Annotated in this window: 16 protein-coding genes; 7 read left to right on the top strand and 9 right to left on the bottom strand. The window is 52.2% G+C overall.

Annotation, left to right across the window (positions count from 1 at the left end):
* Window position 1: 1 nt before the first annotated feature.
* Both ACEN2G_RS02470 and ACEN2G_RS02465 read right to left on the bottom strand, forming a co-directional pair.
* Window positions 2-592 carry a response regulator transcription factor gene (locus ACEN2G_RS02470; protein ID WP_442019878.1) on the bottom strand — a complete coding sequence of 197 codons (591 nt, stop codon included), beginning with the start codon at window positions 590-592 and terminating at the stop codon, window positions 2-4.
* A 321-nt stretch (window positions 593-913) separates the two neighbouring features.
* Window positions 914-2,647: a PhnD/SsuA/transferrin family substrate-binding protein gene (locus ACEN2G_RS02465; RefSeq protein WP_442019877.1), complete on the bottom strand. Its 1,734-nt coding sequence runs from the start codon at window positions 2,645-2,647 to the stop codon at window positions 914-916.
* Between the two features lie 87 nt (window positions 2,648-2,734).
* Between ACEN2G_RS02465 and ttrB the strand changes: the two genes are divergently transcribed.
* The 3 genes from ttrB to ACEN2G_RS02450 are packed head-to-tail and all read left to right on the top strand — an operon-like array spanning window position 2,735 to window position 7,624.
* Window positions 2,735-3,475 (top strand): tetrathionate reductase subunit TtrB, encoded by a 741-nt coding sequence (gene ttrB, locus ACEN2G_RS02460; protein ID WP_442019876.1) that lies wholly within the window; start codon window positions 2,735-2,737, stop codon window positions 3,473-3,475.
* 8 nt (window positions 3,476-3,483) lie between these two features.
* Window positions 3,484-4,548 carry an NrfD/PsrC family molybdoenzyme membrane anchor subunit gene (nrfD, locus tag ACEN2G_RS02455; protein ID WP_442019875.1) on the top strand — a complete coding sequence of 355 codons (1,065 nt, stop codon included), beginning with the start codon at window positions 3,484-3,486 and terminating at the stop codon, window positions 4,546-4,548.
* Window positions 4,541-7,624 (top strand): molybdopterin dinucleotide binding domain-containing protein, encoded by a 3,084-nt coding sequence (locus ACEN2G_RS02450; protein ID WP_442019874.1) that lies wholly within the window; start codon window positions 4,541-4,543, stop codon window positions 7,622-7,624. The genes nrfD and ACEN2G_RS02450 overlap by 8 nt, the downstream gene beginning before the upstream one ends.
* Window positions 7,625-8,059: 435 nt before the next feature.
* Here the strand turns inward: ACEN2G_RS02450 and hutZ are convergent, their stop codons facing one another.
* The 3 genes from hutZ to ACEN2G_RS02435 are packed head-to-tail and all read right to left on the bottom strand — an operon-like array spanning window position 8,060 to window position 11,117.
* Window positions 8,060-8,572 (bottom strand): heme utilization protein HutZ, encoded by a 513-nt coding sequence (hutZ, locus tag ACEN2G_RS02445; protein ID WP_442019873.1) that lies wholly within the window; start codon window positions 8,570-8,572, stop codon window positions 8,060-8,062.
* On the bottom strand, window positions 8,565-9,068 hold the full coding sequence (gene hutX / locus ACEN2G_RS02440) for a heme utilization cystosolic carrier protein HutX (protein ID WP_442019872.1): 504 nt from the start codon (window positions 9,066-9,068) through the stop codon (window positions 8,565-8,567). The genes hutZ and hutX overlap by 8 nt, the downstream gene beginning before the upstream one ends.
* 45 nt (window positions 9,069-9,113) lie before the next feature.
* The gene (locus ACEN2G_RS02435) at window positions 9,114-11,117 is read right to left on the bottom strand and encodes a TonB-dependent hemoglobin/transferrin/lactoferrin family receptor (protein ID WP_442019871.1); all 2,004 of its coding nucleotides are present in this window, start codon (window positions 11,115-11,117) and stop codon (window positions 9,114-9,116) included.
* Window positions 11,118-11,369: 252 nt separating this feature from the next.
* Between ACEN2G_RS02435 and ACEN2G_RS02430 the strand changes: the two genes are divergently transcribed.
* From ACEN2G_RS02430 to ACEN2G_RS02420, 3 genes are read left to right on the top strand one after another with little or no spacing between them, the layout of a single operon-like run.
* Window positions 11,370-12,266, top strand: a complete 897-nt coding sequence (locus ACEN2G_RS02430) for a heme/hemin ABC transporter substrate-binding protein (RefSeq protein WP_442019870.1) — start codon at window positions 11,370-11,372, stop codon at window positions 12,264-12,266.
* Complete coding sequence (locus ACEN2G_RS02425) at window positions 12,263-13,279, top strand: FecCD family ABC transporter permease (RefSeq protein WP_442019869.1); 1,017 nt, start codon at window positions 12,263-12,265, stop codon at window positions 13,277-13,279. The genes ACEN2G_RS02430 and ACEN2G_RS02425 overlap by 4 nt, the downstream gene beginning before the upstream one ends.
* Window positions 13,276-14,043, top strand: coding sequence for a heme ABC transporter ATP-binding protein (locus ACEN2G_RS02420; protein WP_442019868.1), 768 nt, complete (start codon window positions 13,276-13,278; stop codon window positions 14,041-14,043). Before ACEN2G_RS02425 ends, ACEN2G_RS02420 begins: the two co-directional genes overlap by 4 nt.
* A gap of 112 nt (window positions 14,044-14,155) precedes the next feature.
* On the opposite strand, the gene ACEN2G_RS02415 is transcribed toward ACEN2G_RS02420, so the two are convergent.
* On the bottom strand, window positions 14,156-14,833 hold the full coding sequence (locus ACEN2G_RS02415) for a thiopurine S-methyltransferase (protein WP_442019867.1): 678 nt from the start codon (window positions 14,831-14,833) through the stop codon (window positions 14,156-14,158).
* Window positions 14,834-14,927: 94 nt separating this feature from the next.
* Entirely contained in the window at window positions 14,928-15,137 is a 210-nt protein-coding gene (locus tag ACEN2G_RS02410) for a DUF4250 domain-containing protein (protein ID WP_442019866.1), read from the bottom strand.
* 179 nt (window positions 15,138-15,316) lie between these two features.
* Here ACEN2G_RS02410 and ACEN2G_RS02405 point away from each other — a divergent pair, with 179 nt between their 5' ends.
* Window positions 15,317-15,760 (top strand): hypothetical protein, encoded by a 444-nt coding sequence (locus ACEN2G_RS02405; protein WP_442019865.1) that lies wholly within the window; start codon window positions 15,317-15,319, stop codon window positions 15,758-15,760.
* Between the two features lie 290 nt (window positions 15,761-16,050).
* On the opposite strand, the gene hemH is transcribed toward ACEN2G_RS02405, so the two are convergent.
* Both hemH and adk read right to left on the bottom strand, forming a co-directional pair.
* Window positions 16,051-17,019, bottom strand: a complete 969-nt coding sequence (gene hemH / locus ACEN2G_RS02400) for a ferrochelatase (RefSeq protein ID WP_442019864.1) — start codon at window positions 17,017-17,019, stop codon at window positions 16,051-16,053.
* A gap of 138 nt (window positions 17,020-17,157) precedes the next feature.
* A complete protein-coding gene (gene adk, locus ACEN2G_RS02395) occupies window positions 17,158-17,802 on the bottom strand; it encodes an adenylate kinase (RefSeq protein WP_442019863.1) in 645 nt (214 codons plus the stop codon).
* Between the last annotated feature and the right edge of the window lie 232 nt (window positions 17,803-18,034).

Genomic DNA, 18,034 nt, shown 5'->3' with positions numbered 1-18,034 from the left:
TTCAGTATTCGCTATTCAATAACTGCCACTGGTTGAGCAGCTCCGCCATGCTGGTGACGGCTAACTTGGTCATGGCGGCGGCTCGATGCACTTCTACAGTTCGCACCGCCACACACAGTTGCTCGGCGATAGCCTTATTCGTCAGCCCTTCGGCGACTAGACTCACTACTTCGCGCTCACGCAGCGACAGTCGTTCAAAGTGAGCCCGAATATCTGCGTGTTGACGTAATTGTGCCACCCTCGCCTTGGCCTGTATAAAGGCCGCGCTTAAGCGTTTGGCATCCACCGGCTTTTCTAAAAAATCCACAGCGCCCTGCTTCATGGCGGCCACCGCTTGGGGCACATCGCCGTGGCCGGTGAGCAGGATCACAGCGACTAAACTTTGACGCGCCATCAGCTCGGCCTGTATCTGCAAGCCGTCGAGTTTAGGCATGGCTAAGTCGAGCAGTAAAATGGCCGATACTTGGGCGTCGACCTCGGCTAAAAATAGCTCGGGATCTTGCCAGCCTAAACTCGGGTAACCCAGAGCCTGCAATAAAAATTGATTGGCCGCCAACACTTGACTATCGTCATCAAGAATATAAACCTGCACGCAAGATCCCTAGTTAAAAAATTACCTGATTACCCACAAAGTTCAGCTATGTTTCAGTGACTTCAGCATCAATATATTCAATGGGTTACAACGTAGGTGGCCGTCTCTTCGGCGAAGAGGACTTCGCCACGGTTTTATGTTTTTATTTAAAAATTGCCAGCAAAGCTGGCCTGCCGAAACCTTCTGTTTATAAACAAGTGGCAGCTACAAAAACCTAAATAAGGCAGCATACTGGCTGAGGTTCATAAGTAATCAGGAAAAATTAAGAGCTAAAAAATTAAGAGTTAAAAGCTCGTCATTAAAAAACGAGAGCTTGAAAAACTAGCTGTTAAAAAACAAGCGCACTTGGGTGCCCTGCTCGGTATTACGCAAGCTTAATTGCCCTTGCAAGCGCAATACTAAACGATGACTGACTAATAATCCGATACCCATGCCATGATAATGACTGGCCGGTAAATTATGTTGTAAGGTTTTAATAATCTCTTCATCTATGCCGCCGGCATTATCTTCAAGCAACAGCTGCCAACCGTTTTGCTCTCCCGTGACATTTAAGCTGATCCAGGCCTGATGCATTGGCGTTTGGCTTAAACACCGCGCTTGAGCTTCTAGGGCATTATTCAATAAGTTATTTAAAATTTGCTCCACTGCAGGTCTAACCGACACTAACATAGCCGGCTCAGGGCTAGAGGGCATCAGCGCCACTTTAAATTGCACGCCTAACGCCTCAATTCGCGGGCCTAAACGCGTCACTGCTTCTTGGCACAGCTCGCTCAAGTCAACCGGCTCGGCACTGGGCAATGGCTGCGTCGCCCATTGGCGAAAACGGCGAATAATGGCCGAACCCCGTTCGGTTTCCGCCACTATATGATTAAACGCCGTTTTATGTTGCGCGCTATCTTGCACTAATTCTCCCGCTTGGGCGTAGGCCTGAATCGCAGATAAGGGTTGATTCAGCTCATGAGCCAAGCCGGTGGCCATTTCTCCCATTAAGATGCGCAGCCGTGCCTGAGCCAAGGTCTGCTCTTTTTGTTGCACTTCTTGATGCAGGCGCGCGCATTCTTTGCTGCGCCTGCGTAACAGCACTGTCACCCGCCAGTGATAGAGCAAATGGCCGAACAAGACAGTGATAAAAGCCGCCAGCCAAGGCCAATGCTGCACCATAAATTCGCGCAACATACGCCCATGAGCAAGGGGCGTGGGCTCAGGCCCCAGTTGCCAGTCCATTAATAAGCTGGCCACCTCATCGAGGCGCACCGCGGCTCCCCATTGGGGCTGGCCGGCCAGCTCAAATTGCAATAACGCCTGAGTAATGGATCTGAGTAAAGGCTCATCCAAACTGCCAACACTGGCAAAGCTCCAGCCCGGATACAAAGGCGTGGAGCGCACGCAGCGCTCGTCTGATTGCACCATAAGGGCGCGAAAATCACCCAAGTCAACTAAGCCGTCACGTGCCATGTCTTCAAGCAAACAACTGGGCAAGATAGCGGCGGCAACCGTGCCATCGCGCAGCCCATAGGCGAGTGCGTCCAGCGGATAACCACTAAAAGTTAGGGCTAACTCTTGAAGAGAAATGTTGCGCTTGCGCAATTGCTCGGCCACCAACAAGTAGCCGCCAAAGGCTGTTTCGTGTACCGCGCCCACCCGTTGCCCGCGTAACTGTTCGGGCTCGGTCAGTGGGCTGTTGGCACGCACCCAAAGTGTGCCCGCCACACTGGCACGCGCTTGGCCGTAGTGTGAGTCTAGATAAGACGCCAGCCAGTTAAGGGGTTGTTGATGACTCAACATAAAGTGCGCCGGATTAGTCACCACAAAATCTAAGCTTTGCTCGGCAAGTGCTGCGTCTAGCTGATCTTGACTGAGATAGTGGCCAATAAATTCATGGTCGGGCACTTGGGCATTAAGCAGCGCTAAAGTAGGCGCCCACTGGGCTTCGGCGTGCGTTGCACCGCGCACCGCTAAAAAACCCACCTGATATGGCTGGCTGAGGCCGGAAAAACTTAGCAGTAATAGTGGGGAAATACCTAATATTCGGTATAAAAGCCTGTTCCAGATCAAGTCAAAGTGCCTTATGTGGTAAACCACAATAGAGCTAATGAGTGCAGGCTCGAGACAATAGCACTCATTACTCCTGAGGAGCCATGTATGGACATCAGCAAACGACAATTTCTTAGAAATTTGACCGGGCTCACTGCCGGCGCCAGCTTGATCCCCGTAACCGAGCTGCACGCGGCACCGCTTAGCACACAAGATGCGCGTGATGGTGACAGCAATAAACGCTATGGCATGATCATCGACTTGCGAAAATGCATTGGCTGCCAAGCCTGCACCGTGAGTTGCAGCATGGAAAACTTGCCGCCTATCGGCCAATTTCGCACCACGGTACAGCAGTATGAGGTACAGGTGGCCGAGACCGATCAGGTGAGTCATGTCATGCTGCCAAGGTTGTGCAACCACTGCGCCAATCCCCCTTGTGTGCCGGTGTGCCCCACTCAGGCGACCTATCAAAGAGCCGACGGCATCGTAGTGGTGGATAACGAGCAATGCGTGGGCTGTGCCTATTGCGTGCAAGCCTGCCCCTATGATGCGCGCTTTATTAATCACGACACCCAAACCGCCGACAAGTGCACCTTTTGTGTGCATCGCTTAGAGGTAGGCTTATTGCCTGCCTGTGTGGAGTCCTGCGTGGGTGGCGCGCGAGTAATTGGCGATATGAAAGACCCGAATAGCACCATTAGCCGACTACTGCACGCGCACAGCGCAGACACTAAAGTGCTCAAGCCTGAACAAGGCACGGCGCCACAAGTCTATTACATCGGACTGGGTGATGAGTTTGTAGATCGCATCGACGGCCAACCCGGACTTTGGTTTCCTGAGCACAGTTAGGAGCTTATATGCCTGTTATTGAACTGCTAACCACCCATGCGGATGCCCCTTGGCTGCCATGGGCGGTGCAATATTTCTTTTTGATTGGCTTGGCGGCCACCGCCGCCTTGTTATTACCGCTTGCCTTAATAGAGGGCTCGTCATTGAGCCCTTGGCGCTGGCGGTTGGCCTTTATTATGGGCATCAGTGCCGTGACAGGCCCAGTGGCGTTATTGGCAGATCTACATCAGCCGTTACGTTTTTGGCACTTTTATACCCAGCTCACCCCTAGCTCTTGGATGTGGATAGGCGCGCTGATCTTGCCAATATTTGTGACATTAGCCCTAGTGGTGTCATTAAGTATGTTAATCACCTTGCTGGCACCCAAGCAGGCGTGGCTAAAGTGGTGGTGTGAATTACCGCTGTGGCCCACAGGCAAGGTACTGCACGGGCTGGCTTGGCTTACCGCCTTGTCGGCTGTCGGCATCTTGCTCTATACGGGCATGGAAGTGATGGTAGTGCGCTCCCGCGCGCTATGGGATACGGCTTGGCTGCCGGTGAACTTCTTGCTCACTGCGTTCCTTGCCTTGTTTGGTCTCTTGTTGCTGCTGGATATTTTGTTCCCCCGTGTCTCGGCTCACATCTTGCCCTTACGTCGCAACATGTTGTTCACCTTGGGCGCACTCACGGTGGCCATGCTGCTATGGGCGCTGACTGGCATAATGTTAGGCTCGCCCTCTTGGTTAGAAGCTAAGCGTATTTTTTATAATTTCAGCTTCTGGCGGGACCTGCTACTGGTGTCATTAACCGGCGGCATTGTGCTCTGGGGCCTGTGCTGGGCTCGGCGCAATAGCAAGATTACTCGCTTTGATGCCCTCCCCGCTCTGCTCGCCATCTTGTGTGCGTGGGGATTTAGATGGGTGGTGTTAATGAACGTACAAACCGTGCCTAAATACGGCGCCGGCTTGTATCACTTAAGCGCAGATTTACTGGGCTCCGCCGGCATTATCGTCGCCGGTACCATTGGTTTATGGCTGGCCATGGCCGCTGTGGTGTGGGCCTTACTGGATAACATGGGAGTCCGTCATGGATAAGAAACGTCGCGCCTTATTACAAGCTGGCATGATTGCCGGCGGCACCGGTGCCTTTGCCGTGGGTTATGCAGAACCGGTCAAAAAAGCGGTCAAAGGCCTGATCAATGGCACCAGTGGCGTGCCCACCAATCACCGTATTGCCGGAAATGCGCTGGCGCCCGAGTTTATGCTGAGCGCAGATAACGAGTTAGTCATGGGCGAAAACCAAGTGGTGAGCCCAGTGCAATGTTTTGGCTGCTGGACCTTATGTGGTCTGCGCGCCCGTGTCGACACCAAAGCCAACAAGATACTGCGCATCGCCGGTAATCCTTATCATCCGTTATCTAATACCCATGCGCCCGCCCAAGAAACACCGGTGCGCGAGGTGTTTAAACAGCTGGCCGGTGAGTCAGGGCTGGAAAATCGCTCTACCGCCTGTGCCAGAGGCGCGGCATTAAGCGAGCAGCTGCACAGCCCCTATCGCTTAACCAAGATCATGAAGCGCAGCGGCAAGCGCGGTGCAGGTAAGTGGCAGACCATCAGCTTTGAGCAATTGATTAGTGAGGTGGTGGAAGGCGGTGATTTATTTGGTGAAGGCCCAGTTGAGGGCTTGCGCGCCATTCGCGACTTAGACACCCCAGTGGATGCCAATAACCCCGAGTTTGGCTCCAAGGCTAATCAGCTGATGGTCACCAATGCCGGTGACGAGGGCCGCGACAGCTTCTTAAAGCGCTTTATTTTTAACAGCTACGGCACCCGTAACTTTGGTCACCACGGCGGCTATTGCGGCTTTGGTTATCGCGCCGGTGCCGGTGCTGTCTTTAATGACTTAGATAAATTTAGCCACGGTAAACCGGACTGGGATCATGCTCAATTTGTACTGTGCATCGGTACCTCACCGGCTCAGGCTGGTAACCCCTTTAAACGCCAAGGTCGTCAATTGGCCGAGGCGCGCAGTGAGGGAAAGTTAGACTACGTAGTGGTCGCGCCTACCTTGCCCAACAGCATTAGCCGCCTTAATGAACAGCGCGGACGCTGGGTGCCGATTAAACCCGCCACCGATGACGCATTAGCCATGGGTATTATTCGCTGGTTAATGGAAAACGACGGCATCAATCTCGATTATTTGGCTCAGCCGGGCCCAGCTGCTCAAGCCGCCGCCAAGCAGCCCAGCCATGCCAATGCTACTCACTTGGTGTTGCAAGCTCCGCACCCCGAAGCCGGCCGCTTTTTAACCGCGGCAGATTTAGGCAAAAAGCTAGGCATAGGTGATAACGAAACAAATATGGTGGTGGATGCAGCTAATGGCGAACTGATGGCACACACCGAAGCCAGACCTGCCGAGCTGTGGGTGAACCGTACCGTGATCGTTAACGGCGTGCCGGTGCAGGTGAAATCCTCATTACTGTGCTTAAAAGAGTCGGCTAATCGCCAGACGCTGGCCGAGTACAGCGCCCATTGCGGCGTGCCCGAGCACATTATTGCGGGACTGGGCGAAACGCTAAAGCGCCACGGCACCAAGGCGTCGGTAGACGCCCACGGCGGCATGATGAGCGGCAATGCTTTTTATACCGCGTTTGCGGTGCTCACCTTAAATACTTTGCTGGGCAACATTAACGCCAAAGGCGGACTGGCTCCCGGTGCCGGTGGCGTGGCCGGGGTGGATGGCGGGCCCCGCTACGACTTAGAAAACTTTGCCGGTAAAATTAGCCCTAAAGGGGTGTTCTTATCTCGTAACCGTTTTCCTTATGAAAACAGCAGCGAATATAAGCGCAAAGTGGCCGCCGGTACCTCGCCCTATCCGGCTCGCGCCCCTTGGTTTTCGTTTTCTTCGCCCTTGCTGACCGAGCATTTGGCCGCGGCCTTCGCCGGTTATCCGTACCGCTTAAAAACCTGGATCAGTCACATGACTAATCCCTTGTACGGCATTGGCGGCGCCCAGACCTTTTTAGGTGACAAGCTAAAAGATCCTCAGCAATTACCGCTGTTTATCGCCATCGACGGCTTTATTAACGAAACCACCGCCTTGGCGGATTACATAGTGCCAGACACCCTCACCTACGAGAGCTGGGGTTTCACTAAGCCCTGGAGTGGCGTGCCGCAAAAAACCACCACCGCCCGCTGGCCCGTGGTCACGCCCGCCACCCCTCAATTGCCCAACGGCGATCATGTGGGTTTAGAGTCATTTATTATCGCGGTGGCCAAGAAGATGGACTTGCCCGGTTACGGTGATAACGCCATTCGTGACCATAAAGGCAACCAGCACGGCCTGCATACGGCGTCGGACTTCTATCTGCGCGCCGCCGCTAACTTGGCGTTTGCCAATAATGATCCGGTACCGGACGCCAGTGCCGACGACTTAATGCTGACTAATGCGGCACGCCTAATGCCGCTGATCGCCGAGACTTTGGCTGTGGAGGAGCAACGCAAGGTGGGCTTTGTGCTGAGCCGTGGCGGTCGCTTTGCGCCCTTTGCCAGTGGCTGGGAGGGCGAGCTGATGAAAAATCGCACCACCAATACCTTATGCATTTGGAATCCGACTATCGGCAGCACCATTCATTCCATGACAGGTGAAAAGCTGCCCGGTTGCGCCACCGAGTTTGGCCCTCGCTTTGCCGATGGCAGTGCCATGCGTGACCATTATTCCGAGCAAGACTGGCCGTTATTAGTGACCTCTTATAAGTCGCACCTCATGAGCTCATCGAGCATAGGTGCCGAACGGCTGCGCATGATCCACCCCGAAAACCCCATTAGCATCAATCGTAAAGACGCCGAGCGTGCCGGTATCATTCACGGCCAAGGGGTGCGCTTAATTACCCCCGGCGGCCAAGTGGAAGGCATAGCGCTGGTGCGCGATGGCATAGTAGAAGGCGCCATCGCCATTGAACACGGCTACGGCCACACCGAGCTAGGTGTGCGCGCTCACGAGATTGACGGCCAGCCCATGGCCGCTAATCCGCGTTTAGGTGCGGGAGTAAACCAAAACTTGCTGGGGCTAATGGATCCCACCCGCACAGACGTAAAAAATGTGTGGCTAGACTGGACCAGCGGCGCCGCCGTGCGCCAAGGCCTGCCCGGGCGGATTGAGGCGATATAATTCTGCGTGAGAAGTGAGGCGTGTGGTGAACAAACATAAACTGATCAACCAAGCGTCTAGCTTTTAAATACAGCAGAAAACAAAACACCGAGCACTATGGTTTAAATTCTGTGGTTTAAATTCTGTGGTTTAAATTCTGCTCGGTGTTTTCATTTGTATGCAGACTTACGGTACTAAAACTTGCACCTGTATCTGCTTTGGATTTTGTAGGCGAACGCTTGTCGTAGGTAAAGAGTTCTCGCATTTCGCCGAAGGCGGAACACTCAACACAGACCTCGCTCTGCCACAGAATACACGGCAAGCCACGGCAGTGAGCCATAACTCCGACTGAAATCGCCTTTTAGCCGCAGCTTTAGCTGCGATATTCTGCGCTGCAGGATAGTATGAGATCCCGCTGAGACGGGAGTGCCAGCTAAAACGGCACCCTACAAAACACTAGGGTCTGTGACCATCGGTTAAGTGCAACACATCAACTAAGTCGTCGCCGCTTACCGCGAAAGCTTGGCCGAAGCCTTTAACAAATAAACCTTTAATGGGCACTAAGCGGTAGAGATGAAAATCCGCCAACTGGCTCAAGCCCAATACGGTTTCCTGAAAACGTGCATGCAAGGCATCAATCCCTGCCTGCCATTCGGGAGTGTCGCGTTGTACTAGTTCAGGAGTGGCATCAAAGGTTAGCCGTTTTCTGGCAAACAAGGTGCGGCTGTCTTGCTCATCTTCCACCATCATCAAGGATATTTTGGGGTTTTCCAGCAAGTTTTTAGTGTGCCGCGCCATTTCACTGATCAAGATATAATAGCCATCTTCCAACAAGGCAAAGGGCGCATAACTGACGTTAGGCCTGCCTTCGGCATCCACAGTGGCCAAAACCAGAGTACGAGTCGCATCACGAAATTCGCGAATTTCTGGCTCTAGGCGTCCCTGCAAACGTTGCTGTTTATCAAACATGTTTTAGCTCCTTTAATGCATTAAATTGTGTGACCTGCTCAGGAAACAACACTCCCCGCTCATCCCGGCCCAAGTAGATTTTAAAAATGGTGTGCCCCTGCTCATCGTAAAACACGATGGCATAGGCTTCCTTGCCGCGATGGGGCTTGCTTTGCAACGAGATATTCGCCACTGCATCTAGCTTGAGGTGTCCGTCTAATTCACCAAACTCAGCTTGTAAGTTGTAATAACCGTACCCTGCCCGACCACTTGGTATGGGCGCTTTAACTTCAAATATGGAGCCCGCCACCTCAATAATGGTGGTTACTCGCCCCCATTCGCTAACGCGTTCTAGCACCTGTTGTGCCACCGAGCCCGGCAGCGTAAAAATCAGCTCACTGGGCAAACGACTCACCAGCTCCCATTCAGAGAGACTTAAGCGGCGCGCCATATCCGCTGGGCGCAACTTAGGCTCGGCTGCCAGTAATGCCAACACTTGGCGGGTTAATTCAGGCATGACTCTTTAATCCCCGGTTTAAAAATTTAACGTTAAAACGACTTTTTAAAAACGATATAAGGCGTTCACTTTCACGTTACGGCCCGCTTCATACAATTCGCTATAAGCCCGTTGATAGTACTGATCGGTAAGGTTGTCCACGATAAGACCCAGCTCAACGCCTTCTAGGCTGCCTCGGCCATACCAGCGAGCCCCCACATCGAGCAAGGTGTAATCGTCGTATTGCTGGTTTTCAGCACTGACTGAGTCAGCATACGTTAGTTGGCTACCCAGCTTCAGTTGGCGATCCCACAGCCAATAGCCAATGCTGGCTACCCATTGGTCGGCGGATATGCCTTCTAGCGCGCGCCCTGTGTCTGCATCTTTGCCCAGTGTGCGCCCGTAAGACAAACCAAGATCTAGGTCTTGTAACCGATAGTTAACGGCCAGCTCACCTCCGCGTAGTTTTGCGTTTTGGACGTTTTGGTAACGCGACTCAAACACGCGGTTGGCGAAGTCCATAATCACTTGAGTTTCAATAAAGTCTGTCACCCTATTTTCAAACAGACTGGCATTAAGCGTAAGACTGTCATTACTGGCTAAGAGATCGGCAAACTGGGCGCGGGCTATCAACTCTTTATTCTGCGCTTTTTCTGGCTTGAGATCAGGGTTAGGCACAAAGTTGTTACTGAAAGGCCCGATCATAAAATGGGTGCCCGTGGTGTACAGCTCTTCACTGGTGGGTGCCCTAAAGGCTTCATCATAACGGGCTATCAAATCCAGCCAGTCATTGGCTTGCCAGCTAAGCGCCAAGGATTTAGACCATTCATCGTCGCTACGCTGAGAGTCGCTGATATTGTTAGCTTCTGTTTTAAAGTGGTCATAACGCAGCCCGGGCGTTAAGGTCCAGGCCTCTGCCAACGGCAAGTCCGCTTGTAAAAAGCCGCCCATTACCTGAGTGCGACCATCAGCGGGGATTGGGCGATTAGGCCCACTGCGCTCACCTTGGCTTTTATCTTCAAAGCCATCCACACCGTAGGTGAGCTTGCCCCAATCGAGTGCCGAGCGATTCACTAAGTTCACGCCCACAGTGCGGTAGTCGGTGCTGTCTTGCTCGCCCTTCACCATCCGAAATTCATCTATTTGGGTCCGATTGTGAAACAGACTCATGTCCACATCGACCAGCGCTGAAGACGGATTGTAGACATACTCCAAAATGCTGCTGCTATCTGTGGACTCACGATCGATTACGGAGCTGTTATCCACCACAGTCGCCGCCGGATTACCCGGCACAGCGCCACTGCTCTCGCTGCGCCTGTGGCTCAGGGTGAGGCGCTGATTCTCATCCAGCTGCCAACCCAGCTTTACCATGCCCCCGCTATCGCGTTCGCTGGAGTACATGAGGTCATCACCGTTACCGAGGCGAATATTATTTTGATCACTGTAATAGCCGTTAACTAATACATCCACTTGCTCGTTGAGCCGTCCATAAACGGCCCCGCTGGTTTTAGTTTGCTCCGCCGCACTGCTAAAGCCTTGTTTGGCATATCCGCCAAGCGTTTGCTCTGGCTTAAGCATATCTCGGGCATCACGGCTAGTTTGTGCCACCACGCCGCCAATGGCACCACTGCCCCACAGACTGCCTGCTGGGCCTTTAGTCACGTCAATTTGTTCAAGCAGCTCAGGATCTATCTGATAAGTACCACGATGACCGGCGTTAAAATTTTGCCGCGCCCCGTCCGATAGCTGCAAGACCCGAGCACCACTTAAGCCGCGGATCACCGGCTGCTGATTGCTGGCGCGAGGCCCACCACCTATCTCAATATTGGGTTGGTATTTCAGCGCCTCGGCCACCGAGTCTGGCTGCTGCTCATCCAATTGTTGGCGGGTGATCACCGCCGTGGCGCGCTTGCTTTGCGCCGCCGTGCTGCTATCTCGGCTGGACTGCACCAAGACTTCATCCAACTCACTCAGCTCGGCTGCCAGCACAGGGTTAAATACACCATTCCCTATCGCTATGGCTAACGCGGTGCGCCGTATCCCCACGCTTAACTGCCTATTATTTCTCACGATTTATCCTTGTTCCTGAAATTTAACAGGCTGCAGGCTAATACAACTAAAAACTGAATGCAATTCATTATCATTAAGATTAGTGATAGACATTGGATGAATTATCCGTACTCTTAGGCTACTAAATCGTGAGCAGGCTTATTTTTTGTGAATGCATATTTTGGTTAGATGCAATACGAATGTGTTGGAAAGATAACCGCGAATTTTGGCCCTCACACACAAAGTGACACCCATTTCAATAAAGGATGAACCATGAGAACACGCGGTTGGTTAATGCTGATATTGCTCAGTACGCCCAGCATGGGCGCGGAGCCGGCCCGCTTGGTGAGTGCCGGCAGCAGTATCACCGAATTAGTCGTGGCGCTGGATGCCGAGCCGCAATTGGTGGCCGTCGACAGTACCAGTGAATTGCCCGCAGGCAGTGAATTACCCCGCTTAGGCTATCACCGCCAATTGAGCGCCGAAGGTATGCTCTCGACTCAACCCAGCTTAGTGATTGGCAGTAAAGAAATGGGCCCGCAAACGGCATTGTCACTAGTGCGCCAAGCTGGCGTGCAAGTAGAGGCCCTGCCCGAGGCCATGACCATTGCCCAGTTACAGCGCAATATTATCCGCTTAGGCGAATTACTCGACCGCGCCCCCCAAGCCCAAGCCTTACACGACGCCGTTCAACAAAGAGCCATTGCCCTGCGCGAACGGCCAATAGACTCGCCTAAGCGCACCATTTTTTTATTATTGGGTGAAGGCAATAACGTGCAAATTGCCGGGCGGCACACGTTGGCAGACAGCTTGATCCAAGTGGCTGGGGGTATGAATCCGGCCAGCACACAAGTGGAAGGCTATAAGCCGGTGGCCATGGAAGCGTTAGTGGCCATGGCGCCGGAGGTGATTTTGATCAGTCGGCGCCATCTCACCCAAGGGGCGGACTCAGGGCAAATTTTTCAGCAGTTTCCACTACTGAGCCACACCCCCGCCGCGCAGCATAAGGTCATAGTGGCGATTAACGGTAAGGCCTTAATTGGCGGTTTTGGTTTGAGCACCCTAAGTGAGGCCGAGCGCTTGCAGCAGGATTGGCTGGCACCTGATAACTTGGCACTGCATTCGTTAACACAAGATGCGTTAACCGCACATGCGCAGACACCAGAATGAACCGCACTACGGTTTGGCCCACCCTGCTGCTGGGCTTAGTGGTACTCACCGGCGTTAGCTCGCTGGCCACCGGCCCCATGGCGCTGGATATTAGCAACTTGGTGAACCCTTGGCGGCTCACCGCCACCGAGCAGCTGGTGCTGGTGCATATTCGTCTGCCCCGCACCTTATTATGTTTGGGGGTGGGTGCCATTTTAGCCATTTGTGGTGCCATTATGCAGGGCCTGTTTCGAAACCCCTTAGCCGATCCTGGGATCATTGGTGTGTCGGGCGGTGCAGCCCTTGGGGCGGCAGTATCCATGGTGATATTGGCTCCTTTTAGCGCGCTGTTGCCGGCTTGGTTAGGCGCCAGTGTCACCTCTTTTATGGCGTTTGTGGGGGGCTTAGTGACCACCTTAGTGGTGTATCGCCTCGCCCGTACCGCTCAAGGAACCTCGGTCAGTATCTTGCTGCTCGCAGGGGTGGCCATTGGTGCTCTAAGTGGCGGCATTTTAGGCTTGCTAAACTATTTGGCCGACGACCAAACACTGCGCGACCTCACCCTGTGGCAGATGGGCTCCATGGCCCAAAGTGATCCTTATCAGCTGGCACTGGTGCTGAGCACGGCCTTGGTATTAACCTTATTATTGCGCCGTCACGCCCATGCGCTGAACGCCTTAGCCTTGGGTGAAGCAGAAGCCAGCCACTTAGGCATAGAGGTACAAGCACTGAAACGGCGCCTAGTAATATTGGCCGCCATTGCGGTGGGGGTAACTGTGGCAGCCGTAGGCATTATCGGCTTTGTGGGTTTAGTGGTGCCGCACTTGGTGCGCTTAGTGGCGGGGCCCGATCATCGGCGTTTACTGCCCTTATCTGCGCTACTGGGGGCCTGGTTATTATTACTGGCGGATATGCTGGCGCGCACCATTGCCGCTCCGGCTGAAATGCCGGTGGGCATTATCACCGCCTTGCTCGGCGCGCCTTTCTTCTTATGGCTGTTGTTAAAACAAAAACGAGGCCTTGGCTTAGCATGAATACGCCTTTACTCGAGATAACCGAACTTAGCTTAACGCTGCAAAAGCGCACCTTATTACACGACATTAATTTGCAGCTGCATGACGGCCAGGTCACTGCCTTAATTGGGGCCAACGGTGCCGGTAAAAGTAGCTTGTTTAAATGTGTGGCTGGCGAATATATGCCCAGCGGCGAAGTGTGCTTTTTTGGCCGCCCACGTCATCTGTGGTGTCGTCAAGCCTTAGCCCGCCAACTCGCGGTCTTGCCCCAGCAATCCAGCTTGCAGTTTCCTTTTCTGGCACGGGAAGTGGTCAGCTTAGGCCGTATTCCCCATGTTACGGCTGAATGCGAAAACCTGCCTATTATCGAGCAATGCATGCACCAAGCGCAGGTATGGCACTTACGCGATGCGCCTTATCCCAGATTGTCGGGCGGTGAAAAGCAGCGGGTGCATTTTGCGCGAGTATTGGCGCAGTTAGTGGGGCCGACCGCACAGCGACTCTTATTATTAGATGAACCCACCTCGGCGCTAGACTTGGGCCAGCAACATGGCTTATTGAGTGAGGCACGCCGTTTGGCCAATGAGGGCTGTGCGGTACTTATCATAGTGCACGATCTTAATTTAGCGGCGCGCTATGGCGATCAACTGGTGCTGCTCTATGCCGGTCAGATTGTTAGCCAAGGCACCCCCGAGCATGTACTAACAACCGCAAATATAGAACAATATTTTGGCTATCAAGCTCAACTCTTACACAGCCCCCACGGCCACCCGGTGCTAGTGTAGATACGCGGTTGAACATCAAGATTTCATGTTAGCTTTACGCCACCCTGCAGGCTGCGCTAGGCTAAAACATGGATCGCCGCGTCGTGGCACTTCTCGCAAGACTAATGACCAATTACTCTTCACTATTTCTAACCAACACGAAACACAGTTCATCGAAAAAGCTCAGTTCACCGCTGGCCACTCTCGGGTTGGCGTGGCCTTCTTTCATTTTGCTGCGCAGTGCTACGGTGAAGTAAGGGGTAAACAAAGCGAATACCGCTTGTTCATCAATGGAAAATGGCGGAGCTTGCTGTTGCTCAGGCGCATAATGTACTGTGATTAACAATAAGCTGGCACCAGGTTTGAGTAGACGAGCTAACAGTTCGACATATTGCGCTCGCATCTCTTTAGGCAAGGCAATTAAGGCGGCTCTGTCGTAGCCGGCATCAAATTGTTGCCCGAGATGATGCGCCTGAAACTTATCTATCTGAAAAAAGTCACCCTGATAAATGTGTAACTGCTCGGCTTGCCAACATTGGTAAGGGCCAACGGCAGTTTGGGTGGGGGTTAGATTCGCCTCAGCAAAAAAATCCGCTACCGCCAAGGGCGATAATTCAAAACCGCTCACTTTATGGCCCCGTTCGGCGAGCCATAACATATCTTTGCTTTTACCGCATAGAGGCACCAGCACTTGGCTCGGTTTGGCGAGAGCAAGCGTTGGCCACTCTTGAGTAAGTTGCGCGTTAATCTGCTCTCGATGAAAACCAATGCGCGCCGTTTGCCAGCGCTGATGCCAAAATTCTGCGTCCATAATTGCCTCTCGTTTACGGGGTAAATGAATCATTCAGGTTAGCACGCCGCCTTTTAGTTAAAAAAGGTAAGCCATAGAAGTTACGTCATAAAGCTCACACTGACTGGCAGGGGATCGGCTTAAATTGATTACTGATGGCATCATATTGGTAGCCAATCTGACTCATGCTGGCAATCAACCACTGGGTATCCAGTTCAAATTGCGAGATTAACGTGCTTAGGCTGTCGCATTCTAAGCGCAGTTTCTCATTTAAAATACTCAGCACCATGAAACTGTCCATGGTTTCGAGTTGTGTCTTGTCCATATTTACTGCTCCTTAAGTTAATAAAAAATCAACAAGCCCCGCCCTGCTTGGCCTTAGCTAATGGTTAATGATCATCACCTCTAAATACTGTGAATTTAACCAGTGTTTACTTGATCTCTTTGTGAATGATCATTACTGTATGGATACACAGTAGTTAACCACAGGAACGCAAACTGCTTATGGCCACTATGCTGCTATCTCACTCCTCACCTTGTCTATCTATGACGGCTTCATCTAAAACCGGTTTATCTCTGGCTTGGGGCACGCTTGCTATGACGACTCAAGATAGTCACTCACTAACATCAAGCCAGATACCCACTTCTACCGTCAATATCAGCCACTGGAGCCCGACGCAACAAGCAGGCTTACTCAGCAATTTGGCGCTGATCAGTCAAGGTAATCAAGGGTGGATCTTAGTCGCCAACGCCCCTGCTCCTTTATCTCGTCAGCTGCTTATTAACGCCGGTATTAATCCTGCCCGTGTTATTGATGCGAGACAAGCGTCCTCACAGCTAATCGAGCAAGCCATAACCAGCCCCAGCATTGCTGCCGTCGTGTGTTGGAAAGGATCGCATATGGTCTGCAGTACTTTACGTTTATGTAAGAAGAGTCGGCGTCATTAAAAAGCTAGCGGTTAATGCGCACTGCTGATGAGAGTAAGGAAAGTCGAGGTCGATTTGACTTGAGGACTGTAGGTTTAAATACTCAGGCTTAAATACTCGGGTTTACCTGATTACCCATAGGTTCAGCCATGTTTCAGTGACTTTAACGTCAATAGATTCAATTGGTTACAAGGTGGCCGTCTCTTCACCGAAGAAATGGGCGGCTACAAAAAAAACCGAAACACAGCGCCAGATCCTCGGCACTGTATTTCGGTTTAGATTGTCTTTTTTTTATGGCTTATGGCTGTATTTTAAGCTATTTCCTTACACACCAAATCCATCATCATACGAATATGCGCCGGATTATCGTTTAGGGCAGGAATATAATGATATTGCTCGCCCCCCGCTGCCAAAAAGTACTCTTTGTTTTCACTGGAAATTTCTTCTAATGTTTCTAAGCAATCGGCAGAAAACGCAGGGCAAATAACGCTGATGTTTTTAATGCCCTCGCCGGGCAGCTTCTCCATGGTTTCATCGGTATAGGGCTGCAGCCATTCTTCACGACCAAAACGCGACTGAAAGGTAGTGCGCCACTGATGCGCAGCCAAGCCTAACTCGGCGGCCAACAGCTCAGAGGTGCGATGGCACTGCTGGCCATACGGGTCACCTTGGTCTTCAAAACGCTTCGGAATACCGTGATAAGACAACAACAATAACTCGCTTTGGCCGTGCTCTTGCCAGCTGGCACGCACCGACTCCGCCAAGGCTTTAATGTAGCCGTGGTTATCGTGGTAATCGCGAATAAAGCGAAATGCCGGCAAACGACGCTCTTTTTTCATCAGTTTCGCCCAGCTATCAAATACCGACGCCGAGGTGCTTACCGAATACTGAGGGTAAAGAGGCAAAATAATGACGCGGTCGACACCTGCTGCTTTTAATTCTTGCCAAGCAGTATTAATAGAAGGCTCGCCATAACTCATGCCTAACGCCACTGGCATATCTATGCCGGCATCTTGCAACATCTGGCTGAGCGCGACTTGTTGGCGACGGCTGATCACCATCAAGGGGGAGCCTTCCTCCATCCACACCGACGCATAGAGCTTTGCAACTTTAGGTGAGCGAAACGGTAAAATAATGCCATGTAAGATAGGGCACCAGATCATGCGCGGCAGATCGACCACTCGATAGTCATGTAAAAATTGCGCCAAAAATGTGCGCACCGCTTTTGCTGTAGGAGCCGTGGGCGTACCCAGATTGACCAGTAACACACCTGTTTTCACTTTGTTACCCATTATTTGAGGATTAATCAGACAGAGGATTTATGCGGATAGACCAGAGGGTGGCCGAACTAAAGTTATGAGTGTCAAAGCGACATCAGTATAAAAAAGCCGAGCGCAAACGCTCGGCTTTTTTGCCAATCAAGAAAGGATCTTGGCCAGCTCTTTGCCCACAGCATCAACCGGTTGAGTACCGTCGATCGCATGGTATTGGGTTTCACCCGCCGCGGCGGCAGCTTGATAATAAGCCACCAAAGGCTCGGTTTGTTCGTGGTAGATGCTCAAGCGCTTACGTACCGTGCTCTCTTCATCGTCCACACGAATAGCCAAGTCTTCACCTGTCACGTCGTCTTTGCCTTCCACCTTAGGTGGGTTGTATACCAAATGGTACACACGACCTGAACCTGGGTGTACACGACGGCCGCTCATGCGCTTGACGATTTCTTCGTCTGGCACGGCAAATTCCAACACGTTATCGATGACCACGCCCGCTTCCTTCATGGCATCTGCCTGAGGAATGGTGCGTGGAAAACCATCGAGCAAGAAGCCTTTCGCACAGTCATCTTGCGCGATGCGCTCTTTCACTAAGCCAATAATGAGATCGTCAGAGACCAATTGGCCTTGATCCATCACTTCTTTCGCTTTTAAACCAAGCGGAGTGCCAGCTTTAATGGCTGCACGCAGCATGTCACCGGTGGAGATTTGTGGAATCCCGAACTTCTCCATGATGAACTGAGCCTGCGTTCCTTTGCCCGCGCCGGGAGCACCCAACAAAACGATGCGCATAACAGCGTCCTCTTCTCGATTAGAAATTTCAAAATTTGGGTCACGATTGTGTCACGACACCGCCATCGGGACAAGTAACAGCATCCTTAAGTTAGACTTATTGATGAGATATCAGCGCCCAGCACCCAGCTAAAACAGAACCTTCGAGACTTCTCGCCACTGAATCCACAGAAGAACACGGAAAAATAGTGATCAGTTCTGAAAGGGAGCATGGATGGGTAAGGGCCAAGAA

Origin of the sequence: Oceanisphaera sp. W20_SRM_FM3 (assembly GCF_052119705.1) — a bacterium.
GTDB lineage: Bacteria > Pseudomonadota > Gammaproteobacteria > Enterobacterales > Aeromonadaceae > Oceanimonas.
Note: the sequence above shows the minus strand (reverse complement) of the source record. Positions and strands in the feature narration are given on the sequence as shown.